This window comes from uncultured Microbacterium sp., from assembly GCF_963524805.1.
In the GTDB taxonomy this organism is placed as follows: Bacteria; Actinomycetota; Actinomycetes; order Actinomycetales; family Microbacteriaceae; genus Microbacterium.
The window spans coordinates 14,854-38,724 of record NZ_CAURGG010000012.1 but is presented as its reverse complement, the minus strand read 5'-3'; the positions used below and the strand labels follow the sequence as shown (position 1 = coordinate 38,724).

21 protein-coding genes are annotated in these 23,871 nt (G+C 70.0%); 6 read left to right on the top strand and 15 right to left on the bottom strand.

The features are described 5' to 3' along the window. The first annotated feature begins 65 nt into the window (after positions 1 to 65). The gene (locus tag RWQ91_RS16440) at positions 66 to 2,003 is read left to right on the top strand and encodes a chorismate-binding protein (protein ID WP_314508184.1); all 1,938 of its coding nucleotides are present in this window, start codon (positions 66 to 68) and stop codon (positions 2,001 to 2,003) included. Positions 2,004 to 2,018: 15 nt separating this feature from the next. Here RWQ91_RS16440 and RWQ91_RS16435 read toward each other — a convergent pair whose 3' ends face one another. The 3 genes from RWQ91_RS16435 to RWQ91_RS16425 form a co-directional block, all read right to left on the bottom strand. Next, on the bottom strand, positions 2,019 to 3,272 hold the full coding sequence (locus tag RWQ91_RS16435) for a DUF6596 domain-containing protein (RefSeq protein WP_314508182.1): 1,254 nt from the start codon (positions 3,270 to 3,272) through the stop codon (positions 2,019 to 2,021). After that, positions 3,269 to 3,637: a YciI family protein gene (locus tag RWQ91_RS16430; RefSeq protein WP_314508180.1), complete on the bottom strand. Its 369-nt coding sequence runs from the start codon at positions 3,635 to 3,637 to the stop codon at positions 3,269 to 3,271. The genes RWQ91_RS16435 and RWQ91_RS16430 overlap by 4 nt, the downstream gene beginning before the upstream one ends. Positions 3,638 to 3,722: 85 nt before the next feature. Further along, positions 3,723 to 5,063, bottom strand: coding sequence for a site-2 protease family protein (locus RWQ91_RS16425; protein ID WP_314508178.1), 1,341 nt, complete (start codon positions 5,061 to 5,063; stop codon positions 3,723 to 3,725). Positions 5,064 to 5,130: 67 nt separating this feature from the next. On the opposite strand from RWQ91_RS16425, the gene RWQ91_RS16420 reads away from it, so the two are divergent. Then, positions 5,131 to 6,750 carry a UDP-N-acetylmuramoyl-L-alanyl-D-glutamate--2,6-diaminopimelate ligase gene (locus tag RWQ91_RS16420; RefSeq protein ID WP_314508176.1) on the top strand — a complete coding sequence of 540 codons (1,620 nt, stop codon included), beginning with the start codon at positions 5,131 to 5,133 and terminating at the stop codon, positions 6,748 to 6,750. 16 nt (positions 6,751 to 6,766) lie between these two features. On the opposite strand, the gene dxr is transcribed toward RWQ91_RS16420, so the two are convergent. Together dxr and RWQ91_RS16410 are read right to left on the bottom strand one after the other, a co-directional pair. Further along, positions 6,767 to 7,864, bottom strand: a complete 1,098-nt coding sequence (gene dxr, locus RWQ91_RS16415; RefSeq protein ID WP_314508175.1) for a 1-deoxy-D-xylulose-5-phosphate reductoisomerase — start codon at positions 7,862 to 7,864, stop codon at positions 6,767 to 6,769. A 50-nt stretch (positions 7,865 to 7,914) separates the two neighbouring features. After that, positions 7,915 to 8,877, bottom strand: coding sequence for an FKBP-type peptidyl-prolyl cis-trans isomerase (locus RWQ91_RS16410; protein WP_314508173.1), 963 nt, complete (start codon positions 8,875 to 8,877; stop codon positions 7,915 to 7,917). Between the two features lie 170 nt (positions 8,878 to 9,047). Here RWQ91_RS16410 and RWQ91_RS16405 point away from each other — a divergent pair, with 170 nt between their 5' ends. Further along, complete coding sequence (locus RWQ91_RS16405) at positions 9,048 to 9,764, top strand: lysophospholipid acyltransferase family protein (RefSeq protein ID WP_314508207.1); 717 nt, start codon at positions 9,048 to 9,050, stop codon at positions 9,762 to 9,764. A gap of 3 nt (positions 9,765 to 9,767) precedes the next feature. Here the strand turns inward: RWQ91_RS16405 and RWQ91_RS16400 are convergent, their stop codons facing one another. Beyond that, positions 9,768 to 10,244, bottom strand: coding sequence for an OsmC family protein (locus RWQ91_RS16400; RefSeq protein ID WP_314508171.1), 477 nt, complete (start codon positions 10,242 to 10,244; stop codon positions 9,768 to 9,770). 52 nt (positions 10,245 to 10,296) lie between these two features. On the opposite strand from RWQ91_RS16400, the gene RWQ91_RS16395 reads away from it, so the two are divergent. Next, positions 10,297 to 11,286, top strand: a complete 990-nt coding sequence (locus tag RWQ91_RS16395) for an asparaginase (protein WP_314508170.1) — start codon at positions 10,297 to 10,299, stop codon at positions 11,284 to 11,286. A 34-nt stretch (positions 11,287 to 11,320) separates the two neighbouring features. After that, a complete protein-coding gene (gene ald, locus RWQ91_RS16390) occupies positions 11,321 to 12,436 on the top strand; it encodes an alanine dehydrogenase (RefSeq protein ID WP_314508167.1) in 1,116 nt (371 codons plus the stop codon). A gap of 40 nt (positions 12,437 to 12,476) precedes the next feature. On the opposite strand, the gene RWQ91_RS16385 is transcribed toward ald, so the two are convergent. The 5 genes from RWQ91_RS16385 to RWQ91_RS16365 form a co-directional block, all read right to left on the bottom strand. Next, positions 12,477 to 14,039 carry an APC family permease gene (locus RWQ91_RS16385; protein WP_314508165.1) on the bottom strand — a complete coding sequence of 521 codons (1,563 nt, stop codon included), beginning with the start codon at positions 14,037 to 14,039 and terminating at the stop codon, positions 12,477 to 12,479. 31 nt (positions 14,040 to 14,070) lie between these two features. Next, the gene (locus tag RWQ91_RS16380; protein ID WP_314508164.1) at positions 14,071 to 16,758 is read right to left on the bottom strand and encodes an FtsK/SpoIIIE domain-containing protein; all 2,688 of its coding nucleotides are present in this window, start codon (positions 16,756 to 16,758) and stop codon (positions 14,071 to 14,073) included. Between the two features lie 210 nt (positions 16,759 to 16,968). Then, on the bottom strand, positions 16,969 to 17,787 hold the full coding sequence (locus RWQ91_RS16375) for a protein phosphatase 2C domain-containing protein (protein WP_314508163.1): 819 nt from the start codon (positions 17,785 to 17,787) through the stop codon (positions 16,969 to 16,971). Between the two features lie 159 nt (positions 17,788 to 17,946). Then, entirely contained in the window at positions 17,947 to 18,945 is a 999-nt protein-coding gene (locus RWQ91_RS16370; RefSeq protein ID WP_314508162.1) for an aldo/keto reductase, read from the bottom strand. A gap of 90 nt (positions 18,946 to 19,035) precedes the next feature. Then, positions 19,036 to 19,761: a large exoprotein gene (locus RWQ91_RS16365; RefSeq protein WP_314508161.1), complete on the bottom strand. Its 726-nt coding sequence runs from the start codon at positions 19,759 to 19,761 to the stop codon at positions 19,036 to 19,038. A gap of 173 nt (positions 19,762 to 19,934) precedes the next feature. Here RWQ91_RS16365 and RWQ91_RS16360 point away from each other — a divergent pair, with 173 nt between their 5' ends. Beyond that, entirely contained in the window at positions 19,935 to 20,444 is a 510-nt protein-coding gene (locus RWQ91_RS16360; RefSeq protein ID WP_314508160.1) for a DUF4282 domain-containing protein, read from the top strand. Positions 20,445 to 20,450: 6 nt separating this feature from the next. On the opposite strand, the gene RWQ91_RS16355 is transcribed toward RWQ91_RS16360, so the two are convergent. Genes RWQ91_RS16355 through RWQ91_RS16340 form a run of 4 tightly spaced genes read right to left on the bottom strand, consistent with a single transcriptional unit; the run spans position 20,451 to position 23,851 of the window. Further along, positions 20,451 to 21,200 carry a peroxide stress protein YaaA gene (locus RWQ91_RS16355; RefSeq protein WP_314508158.1) on the bottom strand — a complete coding sequence of 250 codons (750 nt, stop codon included), beginning with the start codon at positions 21,198 to 21,200 and terminating at the stop codon, positions 20,451 to 20,453. Next, the gene (locus tag RWQ91_RS16350; protein ID WP_314508157.1) at positions 21,201 to 21,461 is read right to left on the bottom strand and encodes a F0F1 ATP synthase subunit epsilon; all 261 of its coding nucleotides are present in this window, start codon (positions 21,459 to 21,461) and stop codon (positions 21,201 to 21,203) included. Positions 21,462 to 21,463: 2 nt separating this feature from the next. Beyond that, entirely contained in the window at positions 21,464 to 22,912 is a 1,449-nt protein-coding gene (atpD, locus tag RWQ91_RS16345) for a F0F1 ATP synthase subunit beta (protein WP_314508156.1), read from the bottom strand. A 45-nt stretch (positions 22,913 to 22,957) separates the two neighbouring features. Then, on the bottom strand, positions 22,958 to 23,851 hold the full coding sequence (locus RWQ91_RS16340; RefSeq protein ID WP_314508155.1) for a F0F1 ATP synthase subunit gamma: 894 nt from the start codon (positions 23,849 to 23,851) through the stop codon (positions 22,958 to 22,960). Positions 23,852 to 23,871 lie beyond the last annotated feature (20 nt).

Here is a 23,871-nt window from a genome sequence, read left to right as displayed (position 1 = left end):
CCACAACCGCCCCCGGGCGGTTTTTTTGTTTGCTGGCGACCGCCCGCCCCACACCGGAGGCCCCGATGACCGACGCCGGTTTCGCCGCTCTGCTCGACCTCGCCGCGCGCGGCATCCCCTTCGCGCTCATCGCCCGTGACGCCACGACCATCGAGCTTCTGACCGGCGAGGTCGTGGACGTCGACCTGCTCGCGGACATCCCCTTGACCGATGCCGCGGGCGCCCCCCAGGAGGTGCTGGCGCTCGTGCCGTTCCGGCAGGTGCGCGAACGCGGATTCGAGTGCCACGACGACGCGGCGCCGCTGCGATGCCTGATCGTGCGCGAACGCGCCGTGCTGGACCGCGACGCCGCGCTCGCACACCTGCCGAACGAGCCCATCGCCCTCGACGATCCCGGTTTCGACATCGCCGACGACGCGTACGCCGCCATCGTGCGCCGAGTCATCGCAGAGGAGATCGGGCTGGGCGAGGGCGCGAACTTCGTCATCCGCCGGGATTTCACCGCGGGCGTGGGAACGGATGCCGCCACCGCGGCATTGACGTGGTTCCGGGCTCTGCTGGAACACGAGCGCGGCGCGTACTGGACCTTCGCGGTCGTCACGCCGGATCACGTCGCCGTGGGCGCCAGCCCCGAAGCCCATGTGAGCGCGCGCGACGGGATCGTCACCATGAACCCGATCTCGGGCACCTTCCGTCACCCGGAGGGCGGCGCGACGCCCGAGACGCTGACCGCGTTCCTTCAGTCGACGAAGGAGACCGAGGAGCTCTTCATGGTCGTGGACGAAGAGCTCAAGATGATGAGCGCCGTGTGCTCGGACGGCGGCCGCATCACCGGACCGCACCTGAAGGAGATGTCCCGCCTCACCCACACCGAGTACGTCCTGCGCGGACGCAGCCGGCTCGACCCGCGCGAGATCCTGCGCGAGACGATGTTCGCCCCCACGGTGACCGGTTCTCCTATGCAGAACGCCTGCACGGTCATCACCCGGCACGAGACGAGCCCCCGCGGGTACTACTCCGGCGTGGCCGCGCTGTTCACGCCCCGCAGCGACGCGGTGCTGGCCGGGGAGTCCACCCACGACCTCGATGCGCCGATCCTCATCCGCACCGCCTACCTCGAAGGCGGCAGACTCCGCGTGCCCGTCGGCGCGACGCTCGTGCGCCACTCCGATCCCTACGGCGAGGTGAGCGAAACGCACGGGAAGGCCGCCGGAGTGCTGGGGGCGATCGGAGCGATCCCCCGCGAACGGCCGGCCGCGCCGACGCTCCTTCCCGAGGCGATCGATGAGGATGCACCGTCGGACGCAAGCCGCCTGGCGGATGATCCGGCGATCGCCACGCTGCTGGCCTCGCGCAACGCGCGACTCGCGCCGTTCTGGCTGAACCCGCAGGACGCACTCGCGGCCGGAGGGCCCTTCCGAGGGCGCTCGGCGATCGTGGTGGATGCCGAAGACCGCTTCACGACGATGCTTGCCCATCAACTGCGTCACCTCGGCCTCACCGTGCAGATCGTGCCGTGGAGCGAGGTCTCCGACGATCAGATCGACGACGCCGAGCTGGTCGTCTCCGGGCCCGGCCCCGGTGATCCCCGCGACCCGACGACCCCGCGGATGCGACGGATGCGCGAGGTCGTCGCCCGACGTCGGGACTCGGGCCGGCCCCTGCTCGCCGTGTGCCTGAGCCACCAGATCCTCGCCCGCACGTTCGGGATCGACCTGGCGCCGTTGGAATCCCCGCATCAGGGGCTGCAGAAGACCGTGGACGTGTTCGGGATGCCGGCATCCATCGGCTTCTACAACACCTTCACCGCCCGCGTCCCGGCCGGCACCACCGCCGTCGGCGAGGCCGAGGTGGCCGCGGATCCGGCCACGGGCGACGTCTATGCGCTGCGCGGGCCGGGATTCGCCTCGATCCAGGGCCACCTCGAGTCGATCCTCTCGCGCGACGGCATGGCGACGCTCGAGCGCCTCGTCACCGCCGCGCTCTCCCCCGTCGACGCCTGAGCGCTGCACCCGGGGTCACAGGCCGAGGCGGCCGCGCAGCAGGCTCCGTTCCGCCTCGTTCGCCGTCAGCTCGAGGGCGCACAGGTCCTCGGTCATCGCCTCGTCGTCCCGACCCAGACCCCGCAGCATCCGGGCCCGGACGGCGTGCCAGAGGTGGTACCCGTGCAGCTGCGACTGGAGCGAGTCCACCTCGTCGAGCGCCGCCTGCGGGCCGTCGATCTCCGCCACGGCGACCGCGCGGTTGAGCCGCACGACGGGTGAGCGGTCGTAGGCCGCCAGCATGTCGTACAGAGTGAGGACCTGCAGCCAGTCGGTCGCGTCGCCCGCCTCGGCGTCCGAGTGGCAGGCGGCGATCGCCGCGTGCAGCTGCCAGCGCCCCGGCCGGCGCAGGAGCGCCGCACGTTCCAGAGCCGTCTGAGCCTCCGCGATGAGCCGGGCGTCCCAGCGGCGACGGTCCTGGTCGGCCAGGAGGACGAGCTCTCCGTCCACCGAGCGGGCGCCCTCGCGGGCGCGGTGAAACAGCAGCAGCGCGAGCAGGCCCTGGGCCTCGGGCTCGCGGGGCAGCGCGTGGGCGATCACCCGGGCGAGCCACACCGCGTCCTCGGCGAGATCTCGGTCAGCGGAGGCGTCGCCGCCCGCCACCAGATGCGCTTCGCTGTACATGACCGACACCACGCTCAGGACGATGTCCAGACGCTCGGCACGCTGGGCTCCTTCCGGGATCCGCAGCGGGATGCCGGAGGCTCCGATCTTTCGCTTGGCCCGCACGATCCGCTGGGCGATCGTGGACTCGGGTGCGAGGGTGGCCCGGGCGATCTGCGCGGTCGTCAGACCGCAGATCGCCCGCAGCGTGAGCGCCAGCTGAGCATCCGGGGAAAGAGCCGGATGGCAGCATCCGAACAGCAGCGGCAGCCGCTCGTCCGGCAGGTCCGTCGCGGGATCCGACGGAGGGACAGCCGGTTCGGCGAGGAGGACGAGCTTCTCCCGGTAGCGCTTCTGTCTGCGGATGCGGTCCAGCGCGTTGTGGCGCGCCGCCTGGGTCAGCCAGCCGCCCGGATTCGGCGGCACGCCTCGCGAGCGCCACTCGCGCAGCGCCTCTTCGACCGCCTCCGCCACGCATTCCTCGGCCAGGTCCAGATTCCCCAGCCACGCGGTCAGCGCTGCGACGATGCGCGCGGATTCCTCGCGGAGCACGCGAGCGAGCAGGCGATCGGATGCCGCGGCCCGCACCCCGCCGGGGTCCGCCGCCGCGGCATCCCTCTCGTTCACTGCTCCATGTGGCTGTAGTCCACGACCATCGGCCGGATCTCGACCGACGTTCCCGGCAGTTCGAGCATCGGCCAGGACTTGGCGATCTCGATCGCCGCGTCGAGATCCGCAACGTCCAGCACGCTGAAGCCGCCGATGACCTCTTTGGCCTCGGAGAACGGGCCGTCGGTCACCACGGGCGTGCCTCCGGCGTGCGTGACGGTGGTCGCCGTGGTGACCGGCTGCAGCTCGGCGCCCGAGTCGGAGATGTGGTCCGCGTGCGTTCCGAACCACTCGTAGACGCGGCGGTAGACCTGCTCGGCGTGCTCGGGTGAGACCGCCGCATCCAGCTCGGGCGTCGATGTGAACATGATGACGTACTTCATGGTGCGTGTCCTTTCGTCAGGGGAACCGTTTCATCCCTACAGCGAACGGACAAGACCCGAATCGACATGCACCGCGAAATTCGTGTCAGAGGATCGACACCGGGTTGAAGATGTCGGCCAGGATCAGCACCGCACCCATCGCGATCAGCGCGATGACGACCACGAACGTCACGGGGACGAGCTTGGTCGCATCGACCGGCGCAGGCGGCGGCCGGTGGAAGACCTTCGCCCACAGACGTCTGATGCCCTCCCACAGCGCCACCACGATGTGCCCGCCGTCCAGGGGGAGCAGCGGGATGAGGTTGAAGACGAACAGCGCGATGTTCAGGGATGCGAGCAGCCCCAGGTAGCCGGCGACGCGGTTGAGGATCGGCGCCTCGGCCGCGGCCACCTCGCCGGAGAGGATGCCGGCGCCGACGATGCTCAGCGGGCCGTTCGGATCGCGCTCCTGGCCGGTCACCAGGTCGGCGGCGGTTTCGTACACCTTGACGGGCAGCTGCCAGATGATCCCCGCGACTGCGCCCACGTTCTCGACAGCCGTGGAGGCACCCGACCAGATGGGCTCGCGCACGTACTCCACCTCCTGGCGGATCCCCGCGAAGCCGACCTCCTGCGTCTGGACCTCACCGTCACCGTCGAGGACCGGTCGGCCTGCCTCGTCGGTGACGGGCTGCTCGATCGCCACCGGGGTGAGGGTGACCGATCGCTGCGCGCCGTCGCGCTCGATGACGATGACGATCGGCGCACCCGGCGAGTTGCGGATCGCCGCGGTGGCCTCGGCGAACGAGCTGATCGAGCGGCCGTCGACGGCGACGATGACATCGCCCGCCTGGATCCCCGCCGCGGCCGCCGGAGCGACCGGATCGGACGCCTGGCACTGCGTACGGTCGGCGTCGGGCGGGATGACGCACTCGCTGACGCTGTCGACCGTGGTCGTGGCGGTTTGAACCCCGATGCCTGACAGCAGGATCGAGAACAGGACGATCGCGAAGAGCAGGTTCATGACGGGTCCGCCGAGCATGATCACGACACGCTTCCAGACCGGGAGCTTGTAGAAGACGCGCTCGTCCTCGCCGATCATCGTCTCGTCGTTCGCGGCCCGGGCGTCCTGCACCATCGTCGCGAAGAAGCCGCCGCCTGCGCGGCCGGTTCGGTGTCCGCTCGCGACCGCTGCGCGCTCCCGTGGAGACGGCGGATACATGCCGGCCATGGAGATGTAGCCGCCCAGCGGAATCGCCTTGAAGCCGTACTGGGTCTCGCCGATCCGCCGCGACCACAGGGTGGGCCCGAATCCGATCATGTACTGACCGACGCGGACGCCGAACTTCTTGGCGGGCACGAGGTGGCCGAGTTCGTGGAGGGCGATCGACACGGCCAGCCCCACGACCATGAGGACGACTCCGATGACGAACGCGATCGCTTCCACACGCCCACGCTACCGCCGCCGGCTTTGAGCCGGCCGAGTAAGGACCGGATGAGAGGATGGATGCGTCATGGCGAACGATGCTCCCTCTCACCTGCCCCCCGTGCTGCGCCCGGACCATCCGCCGGTGCACGCGCTCGACGACCTGGCGGCGCGCTTCGCCCTTCGGACCCGCGGCGACCTCAGCGGCGTCTCGCTCACCGGGGTGACTCTGGCCACCGCGGACCTGCGGCCCGGCGACGTCTTCGTGGCGGTGCGCGGCGTCAATCGCCACGGTGCCGAGTTCGCCGCCGCCGCCGCCGAGAAGGGCGCCGTCGCGGTGGTGACCGACGCCGAGGGTGCGGAGACGGCGGCATCCTCCGGACTCCCCGTCATCGTCGTCGCAGACCCTCGCGGCATGCTGGGCGAGCTGTCGGCCTGGGTATACGGCACCGGCCGCGACGACAGCCTCCCGATCCTGTTCGGCACTACGGGAACCAACGGCAAGACGAGCGTCTCACACCTGCTGGAGGGCATCCTCGGGCAGCTCGGCCTCGTGACCGGGCTGTCCTCGACGGCCGAACGCCACATCGCCGGACACGTCATCGTGTCACGGCTGACCACGCCCGAGGCGTACGAGATGCATGCGCTGCTCGCGCTCATGCGCGAGCAGGGCGTGGAGGCCGTGGCGGTCGAAGTGAGCGCCCAGGCGCTCAGCAGGCGGCGCGTCGACGGCATCGTCTTCGACGTGGCCGCGTTCACCAACCTGACGCACGACCATCTCGACGATTACGCCGACATGCGCGAGTACTTCGAGGCCAAGCTTCCGCTCTTCCTCCCCGACCGCGCTCGGCGCGCGGTCATCTCGGTCGACTCGGCAGCGGGGGCCGAGGTCGTCGGGCGCTGCGAGGTTCCGTTCGTGACGGTGGGGACTCCGGCGATCGCGACGGACCCGGCCGCCGCCGCGGAAGCGGACTGGGTCGTCGAGATCCTCGAGGAACGTCAGTCCGGCACGCAGTTCCGCCTCTCGTCAGCGGACGGTCGTTCGCTGACCACCGTCGTGCCCGTGATCGGCCGCCACATGGCCGCCAATGCGGGGCTGGCCACCGTCATGATCCTCGAGGCCGGCTACGGGTGGGAGCGGATCGTCGAGGCGCTGGAGCGCGACGGCGGTGTTCGCGCCTACCTTCCCGGTCGCACCGAGCGGGTCTCGGGCGATCGCGGTCCCGCCGTGTACGTCGACTTCGGCCACTCCCCCGATGCCTTCGAGAAGACGCTCGCCGCCGTCCGCCGCGTGACCCCGGGGAAGGTCCTCATGCTCTTCGGCGCCGACGGCGACCGCGACGCGACCAAGCGTCACGACATGGGGCGCACGGCCGTCGAGGGCAGCGACATCCTCGTGGTGACCGACCACCATCCTCGCTTCGAGAACATCGATTCGATCCGAGCGACGTTGATCGAGGGAGCGCGGCGCGCGCGACCGGACGCCGAGATCCACGAGTTCTCACCCCCCGAAGTCGCGATCGTCGAGGCCGTCTCGCTGGTCGGGGACGGCGACGCGATCCTGTGGGCGGGACCGGGACACCAGGACTACCGCGACATCCGAGGCGTGCGCACGCCGTACTCGGCGCGCGAACTCGCGCGGCGGGCACTGCGGGACGCGGGCTGGCCCGTGCCCGATCCGCACTGGGCCGTGCCGTACCCCGACTGATCCTCGACGACGGGCGCTACGCCGCCGCGATCGCACGGTCGGCGGCATCCCGCGCCCAGCGCTCCGCCTCCGCGAGCGACGCCCGCGTGAGCTCGCTGCCGCCCGAGACGGCTTCGGGGTCGTGCGCGTCGACGACGCGCTCGATGAGCTCCACGATGCCGGGGAATGCCAGTCTGCCCTCGTGGAAGGCGTCGACGGCCTGTTCGTTCGCCGCGTTGAAGACGGCGGGGTAGGTTCCCCCGGCACGGCCGACTTTCTTGGCGAGCCGCACCGCCGGGAACGCCTCCTCGTCGAGCGGTTCGAAGGTCCAGGATGCCGCCACCGTCCAATCGATCGGCACGCCCACCCCGCCGACGCGGTGCGGCCAGTCCAGGCCGAGCGAGATCGGCAGCCGCATGTCGGGCGGCGATGCCTGGGCGATCGTGGAGCCGTCGACGAACTCCACCATCGAGTGCACGATCGACTGCGGGTGCACGACGACGTCGATGTGATGGTAGGCGACGTCGAACAGCAGGTGCGCCTCGATGACCTCCAGGCCCTTGTTGACGAGGGTCGCCGAGTTCGTGGTGACCACCCGTCCCATGTCCCACGTGGGGTGCGCGAGCGCCTGGGCGGGCGTCACCTCGGCGAGCGAGGAACGCGAGCGGCCGCGGAAAGGTCCGCCGGATGCCGTCAGCACGAGCCGGCGCACCTCGGAGCGCTCACCGGAGCGGAGTGCCTGCGCGATGGCCGAGTGCTCGGAGTCGACCGGGACGATCTGGCCCGGTCGCGCGATCGCCGTCACCAGGTCGCCGCCGACGATGAGGGATTCCTTGTTCGCGAGCGCCAGCGTCCGCCCAGCCTGGAGAGCGGCGAGGGTGGGGCCGAGTCCGACCGAGCCGGTGATGCCGTTGAGCACGACATCGGCCTCGACGTCGCGGACCAGCTGCTCCGATTCGTCGGCACCGAGTGCGGTGAACTCCACGCCGAAGCGCTCGGCCTGCGCCAGCATGCCCGCTCGGTCGCTTCCGGCCGACAGCCCGACCACTTCGAACCGCTCCGGGTTGGCCCGGATCACCTCGAGCGCCTGCGTGCCGATCGAGCCGGTGGAACCGAGGATGATGACGCGGCGCATGAAGTCAGACTAATGACTTCCCGCGCCGCGTCAGCTCGGCCGCATCCGCTCTACTGGGTCGGCGCCGCGTGCTGAGTGCCGAGGATGTCCACGACGAACACCAGCGTCTCGCCCACGAGGTCCTTGTCGTTGATCTCGCCCTCGCCGTAGCCGAGTGCGGGCGGGATCACCACGAGCACCTGCGATCCGACGGTCTGGCCCTCGAGCGCCTGGCGGAATCCGTCGACGACACCGGTGGTCTGGAACGACGCGGGGGCGCCGTTCTCCCAGCTGGAGTCGAACACGGATCCGTCGGACCACTTCACGCCGGTGTACTGGACGAGCACGGTGTCCCCCGGAGCCACGGTCGCGCCGTCGCCCTTCTTCAGGGTGTCCAGCTGCAGCTCTGCAGGGGCGTCGGTGTCGGGGATTTCGATCGTGGGGGCGCCGTCATCGGCCAGAGTCACCTCGGGGAGACCGGCGACCGGCTCCTGCGGCTCGCCCCACGCCGCGTTCGGCACGGTGGCGACGAAGTCGAAGACGTAGACCTGACCCGGGTTGGGGTCGGCCGGCGGGTACGCGACGACGACCCGCGTTCCGGGCGTGGCGCAACCGAGGATCTGGCCGACCGGGTTGTCGGGCGAGATCTGGACGGGCAGGACCGGGTTGTCGTCGTAGCCGATCGATCCGAGCTTCTCGCCCGTCTCCGCGTTGAACGCCGAGAGGGCGTAGGTGACGAGCTCGCCGGATTCGACCGGATCGCCGGAGCCCTCCTCGATCACGGTGGTCTGCAGCGTGGTGATCTCCAGGGGAGAGGTGAAGGTCGCGGTGGACTCCTCGCCCACCGCTCCGTCGATGGTCACCGCATCGGACGCGTCGCCCGCGGGCGCGGCGGCGCTGCAGAGATCCACGACCGGAGGACCGGACGGACTCGCGTCGGCCTCCGGCGCGCTCGAGGAGCAGCCTGCGAGCAGGACGGCGGACAAGGCGACAGCGGAAAGGGCGAGCGGGCGGATGCGCACGATGAACCTCAAGTCGAAAGGGAAGGGGAAGCCCCCATCTTCCCCCATGATTCCTCTGTCCCCGCTGAGAAGGCGCCATGCCCGGCGGGGAATGGAATCGGGAGTACCCTCGACGGGTGACTTCCGCGGAGCCTCCCGAATCCCGAGAAGCCGACTCCGCCAGTCAGCCTGCCGTCCGGCAGATGGGTGCGACGTACGGCTTGGGTCGCTTCGTCGTCGCCCCGCTCGCGCGCATGGTGTACCGACCCCGGGTGGAGGGCAAGGCGAACGTGCCCAGATCGGGCCCGATCATCTTCGCGAGCAACCACCTCTCGTTCATCGACTCCATCGCCATCCCCGTCGCCGCTCCCCGGCCCGTGCACTTCCTCGCAAAATCCAGCTACTTCGAAGGCACCGGGGCCTCTGGCTGGTTCGCCCGCGAGTTCTTCACTGCCATCGGGGCCGTCCCGGTGCAGCGGGGTGCGGGGCAGGCCGCCCTGGACGCGCTGGATCAGCAGCGACAGCTCCTGGCCGCCGGCAACGCGGTCGCGCTGTACCCCGAGGGCACGCGCTCACTGGACGGTCGGCTCTACAAGGGCCGCACGGGCGTGGCGTTCCTCGCGCTGCAGAGCGGCGCACCGGTCGTCCCGGTGGGCCTCATCGGCACCGACAGGGTCATGCCCGTAGGCGCGCGGTTCCCCTCGCTGCGGGAGCGCGTGACCGTGAAGTTCGGCGAGCCGCTCGATCTCGCCCACCACGGCCCGGCCGAATCGGGCCGCGCCCGCCGGCTGGCCACCGACGACATCATGGCCGCGATCCATGCGTTGTCCGGCCAGGAGCTCGCCGGCGCCTACAACGAGGCGCCCGCGCACAACCCCATCGAGCGGATCCGCCAGGTCCTGCCGCACGAGCGGCGCTAGGACTCAGGCCGCGGCGACCGTGATCGTCGGCTCGTGCCGGACGGGGAAGTTCACCGAGTTGGCGATGAAGCACCAGTCGTGGGCCCGGGCGTGCGCCGCGGTGGCGGCATCCACCATCGCTTCGTCGGCGACGACCACGCGCGGCCGCAGCACGACCTCCCGGAACGCACCGCCGCCGTTGCCGTCTTCGACCATGACCCCTACGGCATCATCCTCGTACCCCACCACGACCACACCCGACGTGACGCACGCGTGCAGGTACGACAGCAAGTGGCATTCGCTCAGCGCGGCGAGCAGCAGATCCTCGGGATTCCACCTGCTCGGATCCCCGCGGAACGGCTTGTCGGCCGAGGCGAGCAGCGCCGGCTTGCCGTCGATCTCCAGCGTCACCGCCCGGTCGTAGTCGCGGTACCCCGTCGTGCCGGTGCCGCGATCACCGGTCCAGGTCGTGTGGAGGGTGTACCGGTGCTCGCCGAACATTCCCCCAGTGTGACACGCGGGGCCGCAGGGGTCCCGGCGGTAGGCTGGCGTCGTGCCGCAGACCTTCGCCGCAGCCGACGCCGTCGAGCTGGCCGTCGTCGAACGAAGCGGATTCGTCGAGTCGCGCCACAGTGGATCGGCGATCGTGCTCGATCCGGACGGGATGCCGCTGCGCTCGCTCGGCGACACGGCGGCGCCGATCCTCCCCCGCTCCAGCCTCAAGCCCGTGCAGGCGCTCGCATGCCTGACGGCGGGCGCACCGCTCGAGGGCGAGCGCCTCGCACTCGCCACTGCGAGTCACTCCGGGACCGATCGTCATGTGTCGGTCGTGCGGGACATCCTGGATGCGGCCGCCCTCGGGGAAGACGCGCTCGGCTGCCCCCCGGCGTGGCCAGGCGACCAGTCGACGCGCGATGAGGTGGTCCGCGAGGGCGGCGCACCGGCACGCGTCCGGATGAACTGCTCGGGAAAGCACGCGGCGATGCTGCTGACCTGCGTGGTCAACGGCTGGCCGACGACGGACTACCTCTCCCCCGCGCACCCGCTTCAGACGCACATCCGCGAGGTCGCCGAGAGACTGGTCGGCGAGCGCTCTGCGACGACCGCGATCGACGGATGCGGCGCTCCGGTGTACTCGATGAGCCTCGCAGGCCTCGCGAAGGCGATCCACCGGATCGGCACGTCGTCAGAGCGTTCGCCGTTCGCCCTGCACCGCAGCGCCGGCACCCTGGTGCGCGCCGTGCGGGAGAACCCCTGGACGATCGACGGACCGGGCCGGCCGGACACCATCGTGATCGAGCGGCTCGGGGTCTTCGCGAAGGGCGGTGCCGAAGGCGTCATGGTGATGGTCGCCCCCGACGGCACCACCGTGGCGCTCAAGATGCTCGACGGCAGCGGAAGGGCGGCCACCGTCGTCGCCCTGCGCCTGCTCGAGCGCGAGGGCGCTCTGGCCGCGGCCGACGTCGCGGATGCGCTCAGCAGACTCCCGCTGTCGGTCACCGGCGGCGGTCAGGTTGTCGGGGCGATCCGCCCCGCGTTCTAGAAGCGCTCCCACCCGGAGCGGAGAGGACCACGCGATGAGGATTTCCGTCCCCACCGAAGTGAAGAACAACGAGTACCGCGTGGCACTGACGCCCGCGGGCGTCCACGACCTCGTCAAGGCCGGCCACGAGGTGTTCGTCCAGCGCGGCGCCGGCATCGGATCGTCCATGCCCGATGCCGAATACGAAGCCGCCGGCGCGAGGCTGCTCGACGATCCCGCCGAAGTGTGGGCGCGCGCCGAGCTGCTGCTGAAGGTCAAGGAGCCGATCGCCGCCGAGTACGGCTACTTCCGCGATGACCTGGTCCTGTTCACGTACCTGCATCTGGCGGCGGACCGACCGCTGACCGATCGGCTCGTCGCCGACGGCGTGACAGCGATCGCGTACGAGACCGTGCAGCTCTCCGGCGGCGGTCTTCCCCTGCTGGCTCCGATGAGCGAGGTCGCCGGGCGCCTGGCACCCACGGTGGGCGCGGCGACGCTGATGCGCTCCGCGGGCGGTCTGGGTCTGCTGATGTCGGGCGTGCCCGGCACGCGTCCGGCCCGCGTCACCGTCATCGGCGGTGGGGTCGCCGGGGCGAACGCCGCGGTGATCGCGGTGGGCCTGGGCGCGGATGTGACTGTCTTCGACACGAACGTGCAGCGCCTGCGCTATCTCGACGACCACTTCCAGGGCCGGGTGAAGACCGCCGCCTCCAATCCGCTGGACCTCGATCGCGCCGTGGTCGATTCGGACCTCGTCATCGGTTCGGTGCTGATTCCCGGGGCCAAGGCGCCGAAGCTCGTCACGAACGACATGGTGGCCCGCATGCGACCCGGTTCGGTGCTCGTGGACATCGCCGTCGACCAGGGCGGATGCTTCGAGGACACGCACCCGACCACGCACGCCGATCCGACCTTCCCGGTGCACGGGAGCGTCTTCTACTGCGTGGCGAACATGCCCGGCGCCGTGCCGAACACGTCGACATCGGCACTGACGAACGCGACGCTGCCCTATATCCGCCAGATCGCCCGCCGCGGGTGGAAGGACGCGCTCCGCGCCGATGCCGCCCTCGCGGCCGGTCTGAACACGTTCGGAGGCGGGGTCGTCAACGACGGCGTGGCGACCGCGCACGGGATCGCGGGATCCTCTCTGGAGGCCGCGCTCGCCTGAGACCGTCGGCGGTCGTCCGATTCAGCGGATCGGGCCCGCCTCAGACACCGCCGTCGACCGAACGGACGTAGGTCATCGGATCGTCGGGCACCAGCACCGGCGTCTCGCGGTTCAGGCTCTCACCGCGGAAGAAGGGCTTCGCGCGCGGGAAGAAGAACCAGATGAACATGAGCAGCACCCCGAACGCCAGCGATCCGATGCCGAGGACGAATGTGCCGCCGATGCCGAAGAGGACCGTGTAGCCGTAGTCGACGTCGTACATGTCGATCGCGGACTGCACGAACGCGTAGGTGAGCATGAGCGCGCCCAACAGCGGAAGCAGCCCCTTGTAGAAGCAGTTGCGGACGGACGTGAACAGCTCGCGGCGGAAGTACCAGACGCAGGCATAGCCGGTGATGCCGTAGTAGAACGCGATCGCCAGCCCGAGCGACAGGATCGAGTCCTGCAGGATGTTGTCGCTGATCAGCGTCATGCCCACGTAGTAGAGCGAGGCGACGATGCCCATCACGAGCGTCGAGAACGACGGAGTCTTATACGTGGGATGCACGGTCGCGAAGCGCTTGGGCAGCGCCTTGTACGCCGCCATCGCCAGGGTGCCGCGCGCGGTGGGGAGGATCGTCGTCTGCGTGGAGGAGATCGCCGAGATCATCACGGCGACCACGAGCACCCAGCCGACGGGCCCGAGCAGCCCGTCCTTGATGGCGAGGAAGAAGTCGTCGGCGTTCGCCTCGTTTCCCAGGCCCGTGCCGGTCTCGCCCAGCCCGGCGTACATCATGGCCGCGATCGTGACGCCGACGTACGTGACCAGCAGGATGACCGTCGTCAGCAGTGCGGCGCGACCGGGGATCCGTTTGGGGTCCTTCGTCTCCTCGTTCAGCGCGAGGCACGTGTCCCATCCCCAGTAGATGAACAGCGCCAGCAGGATCGCCTCGACGAAGCTGCTCCATTCCGTGAAGGCGAACGGGTTGAGCCACGACCAGTCGAAAGGCGTCGGGTCGGGGGCCGTTCCGGCGAAGAACTGCCACAGGGCGGCGACGACGAAGATCGCCAGCGCCAGATACTGGATGCCGAGCAGGATGTTCTGGATGCGCTCGCCGATCTCGACGCCGCGCCAGCTGACCCAGGTCATCAGGGCGATGAATACGACGCCGGTGGCCGTCACGAGCGGGACGTTGTCGGCCAGCAGCCCGTCCTCCGAGTTGTGCAGGATGCCGTCCACGAGCGCCCAGAAGTAGATCCCCGCGATCTGAGCCAGGTTGGCCAGGACCACCATCCCGGCGATGGCGACACCCCAGCCGCCCAGCCAGCCCACCCGCGGGCCGAAGGCCTTCGTCCCCCACGTGAAGGTCGTGCCGCAGTCGGGGATCTCATTGTTCAGCTCGCGGTAGGCGAAAGCGATGAACAGCATGGGAATGAACGCGATGATGAACACGACAGGCGCTTGGGCTCCGACCGCCAGCACGACGAAGCCCAACGTCGCCACCAGCGAGTAGACCGGCGCCGTGGAAGCGAGCCCGATGACGGTCGATCCCCACAGTCCCAGTGTTCCGGCGGCGAGTCCCTTGCCTTCGGGTCGGTCGAGGGATATCGGAGTTGTGGCCACACAGCGAACGTAGGGCGGCAGCATCCCCCGGTCAAGCATTCGCGGGGAGGCCGATGCGGCGCGCCGCACCTCCCGCGGTGAACAGCCAGGCTCGGGCGCGGCCCGGCTCGCAATAGGGTGGGAGCCCCCGCTCGCCGGTCAGCAGGCGCAATTCGGGTCCGCACGACGCGTCGACGACCAGGTCGTGATCGGATCGCACCGCGCTCAGGGTGCGCCAGTGCCGCTGCCACTCATCCGCCTCTCCGGCGATCACGAGGCGGGCCGGCTCTTGGGTGCCTTCGGCGTAGTCCTCGAGCGAGATGATCCGCGCGCCCCGCGCCTCCCATCCCGCCAGAGCGGCCCGGGAGCGGGGCGAGCGCCGCAGCACGAATCCGCAGAGGGGCCCTCCCGGGTGCCACGGTGCGTCGACGGTCGCCTCGGCCGCGGGCAGGGGCGGCACCGTCGCCACCTGCACCGATCTGCCGTCCAGCCGCCCGCGTCCGGGCGGGCTGGAGGGGACGTAGTGCGTCGGATCGGCGCCGGCGGCGATGTGCTCGGCTCGCGAACCGGTCGCCAGCACCAGTCGCCGGGGAAGGAGCTCGGCGATGCGCGACACCCCGCCGCTCAGCCGCTGCGCTGCGGCGGCGATGAAGATCCCGGCATCCCCGGCGCCTCGGATGGTCAGTTCGAGACGGTCCAGCAGCTCGCGGGCATAGTCCGGCGGCAGTCCCGATGCCACCGCGTCCAGGTCGTCGATCAGCACCAGGGTGCCCGGAGGCGGCACCTGTTCGACCAGGTGGGCGACGGCATCCCATGCCTGCTCGCCGCCACTTCCGACGCGGACCACCGCCCGGGGCGCCTGCGCGGCGAGCAGGTTCAGCGCGGTGGATTTTCCGCTTCCGCCCGCTCCGACCACCAGGAGTCCGCGCTCCGCCACGCGGACACCCACCGGCTGCTGACGCTGTCGCTCGGGTTCGTCGGCGAGGCCGATCAGGAGGGCGGCCTCGGAGGCGCCGGGGAGCGCCGCGAGATCCTCCAGATCGATGCGGGCGGGAAGGTCCGGCAGCCACGGCCGGCGTGGTCGTGCGCCCTCCGCCGCGTCGGCGATCGCCCGGGGATCGGCGTCCGAGGACAGTGCGATCCGCACCCGCCGCGGCGCCCGGTCGCCGGCGGCTCGCACGAGGGCGAAGCCCCGCGCGTCCGCGCCGCCGGGCAGCAGTGCGGCTTCGTCCGTGCCGATCACGGCCCTGCTGTCGGCCGGATCGGTCACGCGCAGACTGACGCGCAGCGGGCAGTTGGCCAGCAGGCTCTCGCGGATCACCCCGGACGGCCGCTGGGTCCCGAGGATCAGATGCATCCCGAGCGCCCGACCGCGGGCGGCCACGTCGGTGAAGACGGCGTGCAGCTCGGGGTGCTCGCCGAGCAGAGCGGCGAATTCGTCGATGACGATCACCAGGCGCGGCACCTCGACCCGCGGATCCAGCACGTCGCGAGCGCCGAGACGTGCCAGCTCCGCCTCGCGCCACCGGACCTCCGCGCGGAGGCTCTCGATCGCCCGGCGAGCGCCGCCGCCGTCGAGGTCGGTCAGCACCCCGGTGACGTGGGGAACTGCCGCGAGCGCGTCGAAGGCCGTGCCGCCTTTGAAGTCCGCGAGAAGAAAGCTGACCTGCCGCGTCGAATGCCCGGCGCACAGCGAGAGGATCCAGGTGATGAGCAGCTCCGACTTGCCCGAGCCGGTGACGCCCGCGACGACCGCGTGGGGCCCGTCGGTCACCAGGTCGATGCTGCAGGGCGCTCCGGCCTCCGTGCCGATCACGGCGGACAGTATGCCGCGGGCGGGCGGCGCCTCAGCCAGCAGCGGGGCGAGCGCGATCGGCTCCGGCGCCGAGTCGTGTCCGTAGACCCCCGCCGCCCGCGCGCTCAGCTCGTGGGCGACGGCTCGGGCCTGGACCAGCGCGATCCCCTCCACCGAGATCTGGTGCACCTCGCCGTCGGTGTCGAGGATGCCGTTCCCCGGCGACAGCACGCGGAGCATGACCGCACAGCCCGGCGGGCGCGGTGCGTCGGTATCGACGCGCATGATCCGGATGTCGGCGTCGTCGGCGATCGGCTCCCCCGGTGATCCGAGCGCCAGACGCAGCCCCGAGCCGGCTCGGCGCTGCGGCAGCTGCTCGGCCCAGGCGTTCTCACCGTTCAGCGGGCCGACGATCCTCAGCTCGCCGGGCGGAAGGATCATGCTGACCTGGGCGATGAGGGCGCGCACGACGGCGCGAGCGAGCACCGCGCTGCCCGCGACGGCGACGCCTGCGGTGAGGGGAACCTCGATGGGCGCATCCTCGAGCCGTGCAGCGCCTGCCCGCATCCGCACGGACGGGTCGTCGTCGCCGCCTCCGACGACGCGCACGTCACTGGCGCCGACACCGGCGCCGATGACCAGACTCTCGGCCCGCCCGGGAACCGGACGCCAGATGTCGCCCTCCCGCGCGGCGAAGGCTGCGACGTCCGGGTGACGCGCCCAGCGGCGCGTGCGCTCTTCGATGTGCCGCTGGACGATCTGCTCCCCCACGCGCTCGCGCGCGGTACGGGCGGCCTGCTCGGCGCGGCGCCGATCACGCCGAGCACCCCGAGCCCCGTCGAGCAGCGTCGCTCCCGCGATCAACGGGCCGAGCGCAGCGAGCCAGAGGGAGAGCACCGAGCCGGTGACGAGCCAGAGCGCGACCGCGCCGAGGATCGGCACCACCGAGGCCAGAAGGGGAACCGCTGGACGAGACGCCGGAGACCAGGGCGGCGGCAGCTCGAGTACCTGGGACTGCGGATCGAACGGCGATCGGGGCGGCTCTGTGGAGGAGCGAGGGAGAGGCGCGAAGGTCGAGAGCACCCGCCCAGTGAAGCCGCGCGAGTCAGACCTCGACCGGCGCGACGACGATCTGTGGAGGGGACGGCCTCCGACTCAGGCTGGGGAGGAGTCGCCCACCACGACGGCGTTGCGCGCGGCATCGATGGACTGAACAGCGACATCGAGCACGATGATCGTGATGTTGTCTCGGCCGCCGTTCTCGAGCGCGGCATCCATCATCGCCGCCACCGCATCGGCCGGGTCGGCGTTCTCGACCAGGAAATGCTGGATGCCGTAGTCGGTCAGTTCCTTCGTCAGTCCGTCGGAGCAGATGACGAAACGATCGCCGTCCACGACGTCCAGACGGACGTAGTCGGGCGCGACGCTCTCGCTGGGCCCGACCGCGCGGGTGATCACATTCCCGTACGGGTGGTTCTCCGCCTCCTCGGGGCTCAGGCGCCCGGCGGCCATCAGCTCCTGCACGACGGAGTGATCGGTGGTGATCTGCTCGATGATGCCCTCTCGCATGAGATACACACGAGAGTCCCCGATGTTGAGCGTCACCCACTGCGGGGGCCCGTCGCTCAGGTCCAGGTACAGGCCGGTGAGCGTCGTGCCGGTGCCGTCGTCGGTCGTGTCGGGGTGCGAGGCGATGTCGCGCACGGCGTGGGACAGCGCCTTCTCGATGATCTTCGGCGACACCGCCCCCGCCTCGACCATGCGCGCCAAGCGGTCGACGGTGCTCGCGCTCGCGATCTCGCCGCCGATGTGGCCGCCCATGCCGTCGGCCACGATGAAGAGAGGGTAGCTCGCGAGCAGCGCGTCCTGATTGATCTCGCGGCGGCGACCGGTGTGCGTCACTCCGGCCCAGGAGAGATCGATCGTCCCGCCTGCCACCGCCACCGATCGAGTGCGGGTGGATTGTTCGGGCACGCCCTGTCCTCCCCGTAAGCCGATAGCAGCGACGGCCGACCGTGATGGTCCTGCCGACGTGCTCACATCCTACGCGAAGCAAGGGATGTCGCCTCGGATGACGGACCGATGCGATCGGTGCCGGCTCCCCGGATGTTCGCTCACAGCGAACAGGCGCGGTCAGACGCGCGCGGCGGGATCTTCGGGCAGGGGGAACAGCGAGTCGATGACATCGAGGTCGGCCTGCGTCGGGGTCCACGCCGTCGCGGCTGCGGCGTTGGCCTGCAGCTGGGCCGCGCTCGTCGCCCCGGCGATCACGCTGGAAAGCGCCGGTCTCGACAGCAGCCATCCGAAGGTCGCCTCGAGCATCGTGATGTCGCGTTCGTCGCAGAACACCTGGAACCGTTCCAGCTCGTCCCACGGCGCGTTCTGCCACACGTGCCGGCGCTGCATCATGATGCGGCTGCCCTCCGGGCCGCCCTCGCGGCTGAACTTGCCGGTCAGCAGCCCGTTGTGCAGCGGGAAGAAGGGGAAGAAGCCTAGCCCGAACCGCTCGACCGCAGGCAGCACCTCCCGCTCGGCCGCTCGTGCAAGGAGGCTGTAGTGGTTCTGCGCGGAGACGAAGCGCAGCCCCGGGCCGGATGCCGAGTAGTCGGCCTCCGCGATCTGCCAGCCCGCGAGGTTGGAATGACCGTAGTAGCGGATCTTCCCCTCGCGCACCAGGTCGTCGAGCACCGAGATGGTCTCACCGATCGGGGTGGCGGCATCCGGAACATGCAGCTGATACAGATCGATCCAGTCGGTCCGCAGCCGTCGCAGAGAGTGTTCCACGGCCACGCGCACGTACGAGCGTGAGGCTTTCGCCTCCGTGCGGGCGTAGCCCATGTCGCGGCCGGGGTGTCCGAACTTGGTGGCCAGCACCACGCGATCCCGGCGGCCCTGCAGCGCCTCGCCCATGAGCGTCTCGCTCTGACCCGGTTCGCCGCCGTACATGTCGGCGGTGTCGAGGAAGGTGATCCCCGCATCGATCGCGGCGTCGAGCACCTCGATGGTTCCCGGCAGGGTCTGGGTGTTGGTTCCCGGCCGGCCGAAGTTGTTGCAGCCGAGGCCCACGGCGGAGACGAGCAGGCCGGATCTGCCGACGCGACGATGGGGAACGGAGCTCGGGGAGGAGGTCATCCTTCCACGCTAACGCGGTCGGGTGCGAGCGGGGAATCGCAACGACGACGAGCCCCCACCTGTTCGGTGGGGGCTCGTCGGCTGTCTGACCTAGGCGGCCGGCGGTGCCGGAGGCGCTGTGGGCGGCGCCGGCGGAGCCGTCGGCGGCGTGGTGGGCGGCGCGCCCGGGGTAGCCGGCGGAGTCGCCGGCGGCTGCCCAGCGCCGGCCGGCGGAGGCGTGTAGCCCGCGGCCGGCGGCGGCTGGTAGCCCGCGGGCGGCGGGTAAGCGCCCGGCGCAGTCTGCGTGACCGGATCGGCGGCATAGCCGCCCGCGGCCGGCTGAACGGGAACGCCGTTCCAGACGGTGCGGTCGGCAAGGAACCCGTTGCCGGCCCAGGGAGCCGGCGGGACGGCGGTGTTCCAGCGCGACTTGTCGAAGGCCAGGATGCCGAGCCAGACGACGCTGAGGAAGAAGAACAGGATCAGCCAGACCGGCTCCTTCTGCAGCTTCAACCCGACGCGCCACGCGGCAAGAAGCAGGACGACGAGCGGCAGAATGCTCACGATCCAGCCGATCACCGGAATCCAGCCGAGCAAGATGCTCGCGCCGAAGGCGATCAGAACAAGCCAGGGACTGAGGTCGCCCAGCTTGCTGAAGATCATGTAGTTGTAGATCGGCACCCACGCGCGCCACTTGCCCTGCACGCCCGCCTTCTCGAAGATCTTCATGAGGAAGAACGACGTGATGACGTAGCCGGCGATGGCGAAGATGAAGATGAACCCGAACCAGATCGCCAGGAACGCGGCGCCTGCGGCGCCGTCTGAGTAGTCGGACAAAAGGTCCCCCCGGAGAACGAACAGCGTCGCGCACTCGCGACGGCACGGCATCCGCCGCGCGTTTCACATGCTAGCGACGCGGGGTGCCCTGTGACAGGCAATTCGGCGATACTCGCCACACGTGTCGCCGGTCGCTAACCTTGCGGAAACCCGTCTGAACGTGGAAGGACACCATGAGCGACACGAATCCCCCCACTCCCCCGCCTCTCCCGGCACAGCCCGCGGACGTGGCGGCGCGAACGACCGACCCGGTGGGAGCGGCATCCACTCCGGCGTACGACCCCGCGACCGACCCCGACAACACCGGCGTGCCGACCTCTCTGAAGGGCGAGGCCGACGACATCGGCCGAGGGTTCTTCCGAGCCCTCTTCGACCTGTCGTTCCGCACGTTCATCACGCGACGCCTGGCGAGCATCTTCTACCTCGTGGGACTCATCGCGATCGCCATCGGGTTCATCGTGTACTTCGTGTCGGGACTGGTCAGCGGCATCAACGCCCTGTTCTTCAACGTCGGCGCGGGCGTCTCGCTCATCATCGCGACCCTGATCCTGGTTCCGATCGCGACGTTCCTGGTGATCGTGCTGCTCAGGTTCCTGATCGAGGCGGTCGTCGCCCTCATCGCGATCGCGGAGAACACCGAACGCACCGCCGAGCACACGCGCACGGGCTCCGGCCCGCACTGACCCGGCTCAGGCGAACAGCTCCACCTCGCCGGGCGCTTCCGCCCGCAGCCGCAGGCCCCGTCGATCGGCCCACTCGCGCAGCGCGCGCAGTGAGCCGATCCGGGGCCGCTCCTGCGCCAGGGCGCGGACGAGGCCGCCCTTCGCGTGTTTGTTGAAGTGGTTGAGCGCGCGGACGGCTCCATCGGCGCCTTCCGTGACCACCCGCACGTAGACGGAGGAGGTCGTGACGGGCACCGGTCCGAGCGCGGCATAGGCCTCGGAGCGCAGGTCGAGCACGAACCGCGGCGCGGCCGTCGCGAGTGCGGCGGTGACCGGGCCCGCCCAGACGCGCCGCAGGGGCGCCGAACCGGGCAGCGATGCGCTCGCCCCGAGGCGGTAGGCGGGAATGCGATCGAGCGCACCCACGGGCCCCAGCAGCGCGGTCTGGATCAGGACGTTCGCACCGAGCCACCGCCGTGCCGCCGGATCGAGGGATGCCGCATCCAGCGCGTCGTAGAGCACTCCGGTGTAGCGATCGATCGCAGCCATCGTGCGCGCCGTGCGCACGCGCGCATTCACCTCGACCTCGTGCAGCTGGGTCCGACCCAGTCCGAGGACGCGCGCCGCGCTCAGAGGATCGGCTGAGAGGCGCTCCACGGCATCCAGCACGCCGTGGCGCTGCGCGGTCAGCTCGGGCAGAGACAGCGAGTGCAGATCGAGCGCCGCCGCTCCCCCTCCGGACCGTTTGGTCTCGGAGGGGGGAAGCAGGACGAGCAACTAGCTGATCAGGGCGGCGTTGCCGGCCACGATCGTGACGACATCGCCCTCGACCGACAGGAAGCCGTCCTGGGCGTTCGCGATGATCTTGCTGCCGTCCTCGAGCGTGATGCGCACCTCGCCCGCCGCGAGGACGCCGAGGATCGGCTCGTGGCCGGCCATGATGCCGATCTCGCCGATGACCGTCTTGGCGACGACGAGGCTCGCCTCACCCGACCAGACCTCGTGGTCGGCCGCGACGAGGTTCACCGTGAGGGCCATGATCAGCCGTTCTCCTTCTGGATGCGGGCCCAGTTCTCCTCGACGTCGGAGATGCCGCCGACGTTGAAGAACGCCTGCTCGGCGACGTGGTCGAAATCGCCCTTGACGATCGCGTCGAAGGACTCGATCGTCTCGGCGATCGGGACCGTCGAGCCCTCGACGCCGGTGAACTTCTTGGCCATGTAGGTGTTCTGCGAGAGGAACTGCTGGATGCGGCGCGCACGCGACACGACGACCTTGTCCTCTTCGGACAGCTCGTCGACACCGAGGATCGCGATGATCTCCTGCAGTTCCTTGTTCTTCTGCAGGATCTGCTTCACGGCGGTCGCGACGCGGTAGTGGTCCGCGCCGATGTAGCGCGGGTCGAGGATCCGGCTGGTCGAGGTGAGCGGGTCGACGGCCGGGTACAGACCCTTCGACGCGATCTCGCGCGAGAGCTCGGTGGTCGCGTCGAGGTGCGCGAAGGTCGTGGCGGGAGCCGGGTCGGTGTAGTCGTCGGCGGGCACGTAGATCGCCTGCAGCGAGGTGATCGAGTGACCGCGGGTCGAGGTGATGCGCTCCTGGAGCACGCCCATCTCGTCGGCGAGGTTCGGCTGGTATCCCACGGCCGAGGGCATGCGACCCAGGAGCGTCGAGACCTCGGAACCGGCCTGCGTGAAGCGGAAGATGTTGTCGATGAACAGCAGCACGTCCTGGCCCTGGACATCGCGGAAGTACTCCGCCATCGTCAGCGCCGACAGAGCGACGCGCAGACGGGTTCCCGGCGGTTCGTCCATCTGGCCGAAGACGAGGGCGGTCTTGTCGAAGACCCCCGCCTCTTCCATCTCGTGGATGAGGTCGTTGCCCTCACGCGTGCGCTCACCGACACCGGCGAACACCGACACACCGCCGTGGTCCTGCGCGACGCGCTGGATCATCTCCTGGATGAGGACGGTCTTGCCCACGCCGGCACCGCCGAACAGGCCGATCTTTCCGCCGAGCACGTACGGGGTCAGCAGGTCGATGACCTTGATGCCGGTCTCGAACATCTGCGTCTTGGACTCGAGCTGGTCGAAGCTGGGCGCCTTGCGGTGGATGCCCCAGCGCTCGGTGATCTCGATCTTCTCGCCCGGCTCGGCGTTGAGCACCTCGCCGATGACGTTGAACACCTTGCCCTTGGTGACGTCGCCGACCGGAACCGTGATGGGACCGCCGGTGTCGCGCACCTCCTGGCCGCGGACGACGCCGTCGGTGGGCTTGAGGGCGATGGCGCGAACGAGGTCGTCGCCGAGGTGCTGAGCGACCTCGAGCGTGATCTCATTGGACTCGTCGCCGATCGTGATCGTCGTCTTGAGCGCGTTGTAGATGTCGGGAAGCGAGTCGTGCGGGAACTCGATGTCCACGACAGGACCGGTGACGCGCGCGACGCGCCCGACGACCGAGGTCTGTACGGCGGAAGCGGTGAGGGTCATTGTCTTCTTCTCTTTCGGAGGCGGTTCAGAAACGGGTATCGGATGCTACGAGGACGACAGCGCGTCGGCGCCGCCGACGATCTCGGCGATCTGCTGGGTGATCTCGGCCTGACGGGCGTTGTTGCGCAGGCGCGTGTAGTCGGTGATGAGCTTGTCGGCGTTGTCGCTGGCCGACTTCATCGCCTTCTGGGTCGCCGCGTGCTTCGCCGCGGACGACTGCAGCAGGGCGTTGAAGATGCGGCTCTGGATGTACACCGGCAGGAGCGCATCCAGCACGGTCGCCGGATCGGGTTCGAATTCGTAGAGCGGGAAGGCGAGCGTGTCCGCCTGCGACTCGTCGGCTTCGACGACCTCGAGCGGCAGCAGGCGCACGGTCTCGGGAGTCTGGGTCATCATGCTGACGAAACGGTTGTACACGAGGTGGATCTCGTCCACGCCGCCGCGCTCCGAGCCGCGCTCGAAAGCCTCGAGCAGCGTCTCGGAGATCTGCTCGGCGAAGCGGAATTCGGGCGTGTCGGTGTCGCCCGTCCACTCCGCCTCGCTCTTGATGCGACGGAACTGGAAGAACGCGACGGCCTTGCGCCCGACGAGGTAGTACGTGACCGCCTTGCCCTGCGACTCCAGCAGCGCCGCCAGCTCGAGGCCCTCGCGCATGATCTGCGAGTTGAAGGCACCGGCCAGGCCCCGGTCCGAGGCGAAGATCACGATCGCGGAGGTCTTCACATCGCGCGCCGAGGTCAGCGGGTGGTCGATGTTCGAGTGCGTCGCCACCGCTGAGACGGCGCGCGTCACGGCACGTGCGAACGGAGCCGAGGCGCGCACGCGCGCCATCGCCTTCTGAATGCGCGAGGCCGCGATGAGCTCCATCGCCTTGGTGATCTTCTTGGTCGTCTGAGCAGTGCTGATCTTCTGCTTGTAGACCCTCAGTTGTGCGCCCATAGTCGGTGTCTGCCGTCCGC

Bases quoted from the DNA above. Each gene is read 5' to 3' on its own strand.
- RWQ91_RS16440 (WP_314508184.1), top strand. From the start codon at position 66: ATGACCGACGCCGGTTTCGCCGCTCTGCTCGACCTCGCCGCGCGCGGC.
- RWQ91_RS16430 (WP_314508180.1), bottom strand. From the start codon at position 3,637: ATGAAGTACGTCATCATGTTCACATCGACGCCCGAGCTGGATGCGGCG.
- RWQ91_RS16420 (WP_314508176.1), top strand. From the start codon at position 5,131: ATGGCGAACGATGCTCCCTCTCACCTGCCCCCCGTGCTGCGCCCGGAC.
- dxr (WP_314508175.1), bottom strand. From the start codon at position 7,864: ATGCGCCGCGTCATCATCCTCGGTTCCACCGGCTCGATCGGCACGCAG.
- RWQ91_RS16405 (WP_314508207.1), top strand. From the start codon at position 9,048: ATGGGTGCGACGTACGGCTTGGGTCGCTTCGTCGTCGCCCCGCTCGCG.
- RWQ91_RS16400 (WP_314508171.1), bottom strand. From the start codon at position 10,244: ATGTTCGGCGAGCACCGGTACACCCTCCACACGACCTGGACCGGTGAT.
- ald (WP_314508167.1), top strand. From the start codon at position 11,321: ATGAGGATTTCCGTCCCCACCGAAGTGAAGAACAACGAGTACCGCGTG.
- RWQ91_RS16370 (WP_314508162.1), bottom strand. From the start codon at position 18,945: ATGACCTCCTCCCCGAGCTCCGTTCCCCATCGTCGCGTCGGCAGATCC.
- RWQ91_RS16360 (WP_314508160.1), top strand. From the start codon at position 19,935: ATGAGCGACACGAATCCCCCCACTCCCCCGCCTCTCCCGGCACAGCCC.
- RWQ91_RS16350 (WP_314508157.1), bottom strand. From the start codon at position 21,461: ATGGCCCTCACGGTGAACCTCGTCGCGGCCGACCACGAGGTCTGGTCG.
- atpD (WP_314508156.1), bottom strand. From the start codon at position 22,912: ATGACCCTCACCGCTTCCGCCGTACAGACCTCGGTCGTCGGGCGCGTC.
- RWQ91_RS16340 (WP_314508155.1), bottom strand. From the start codon at position 23,851: ATGGGCGCACAACTGAGGGTCTACAAGCAGAAGATCAGCACTGCTCAG.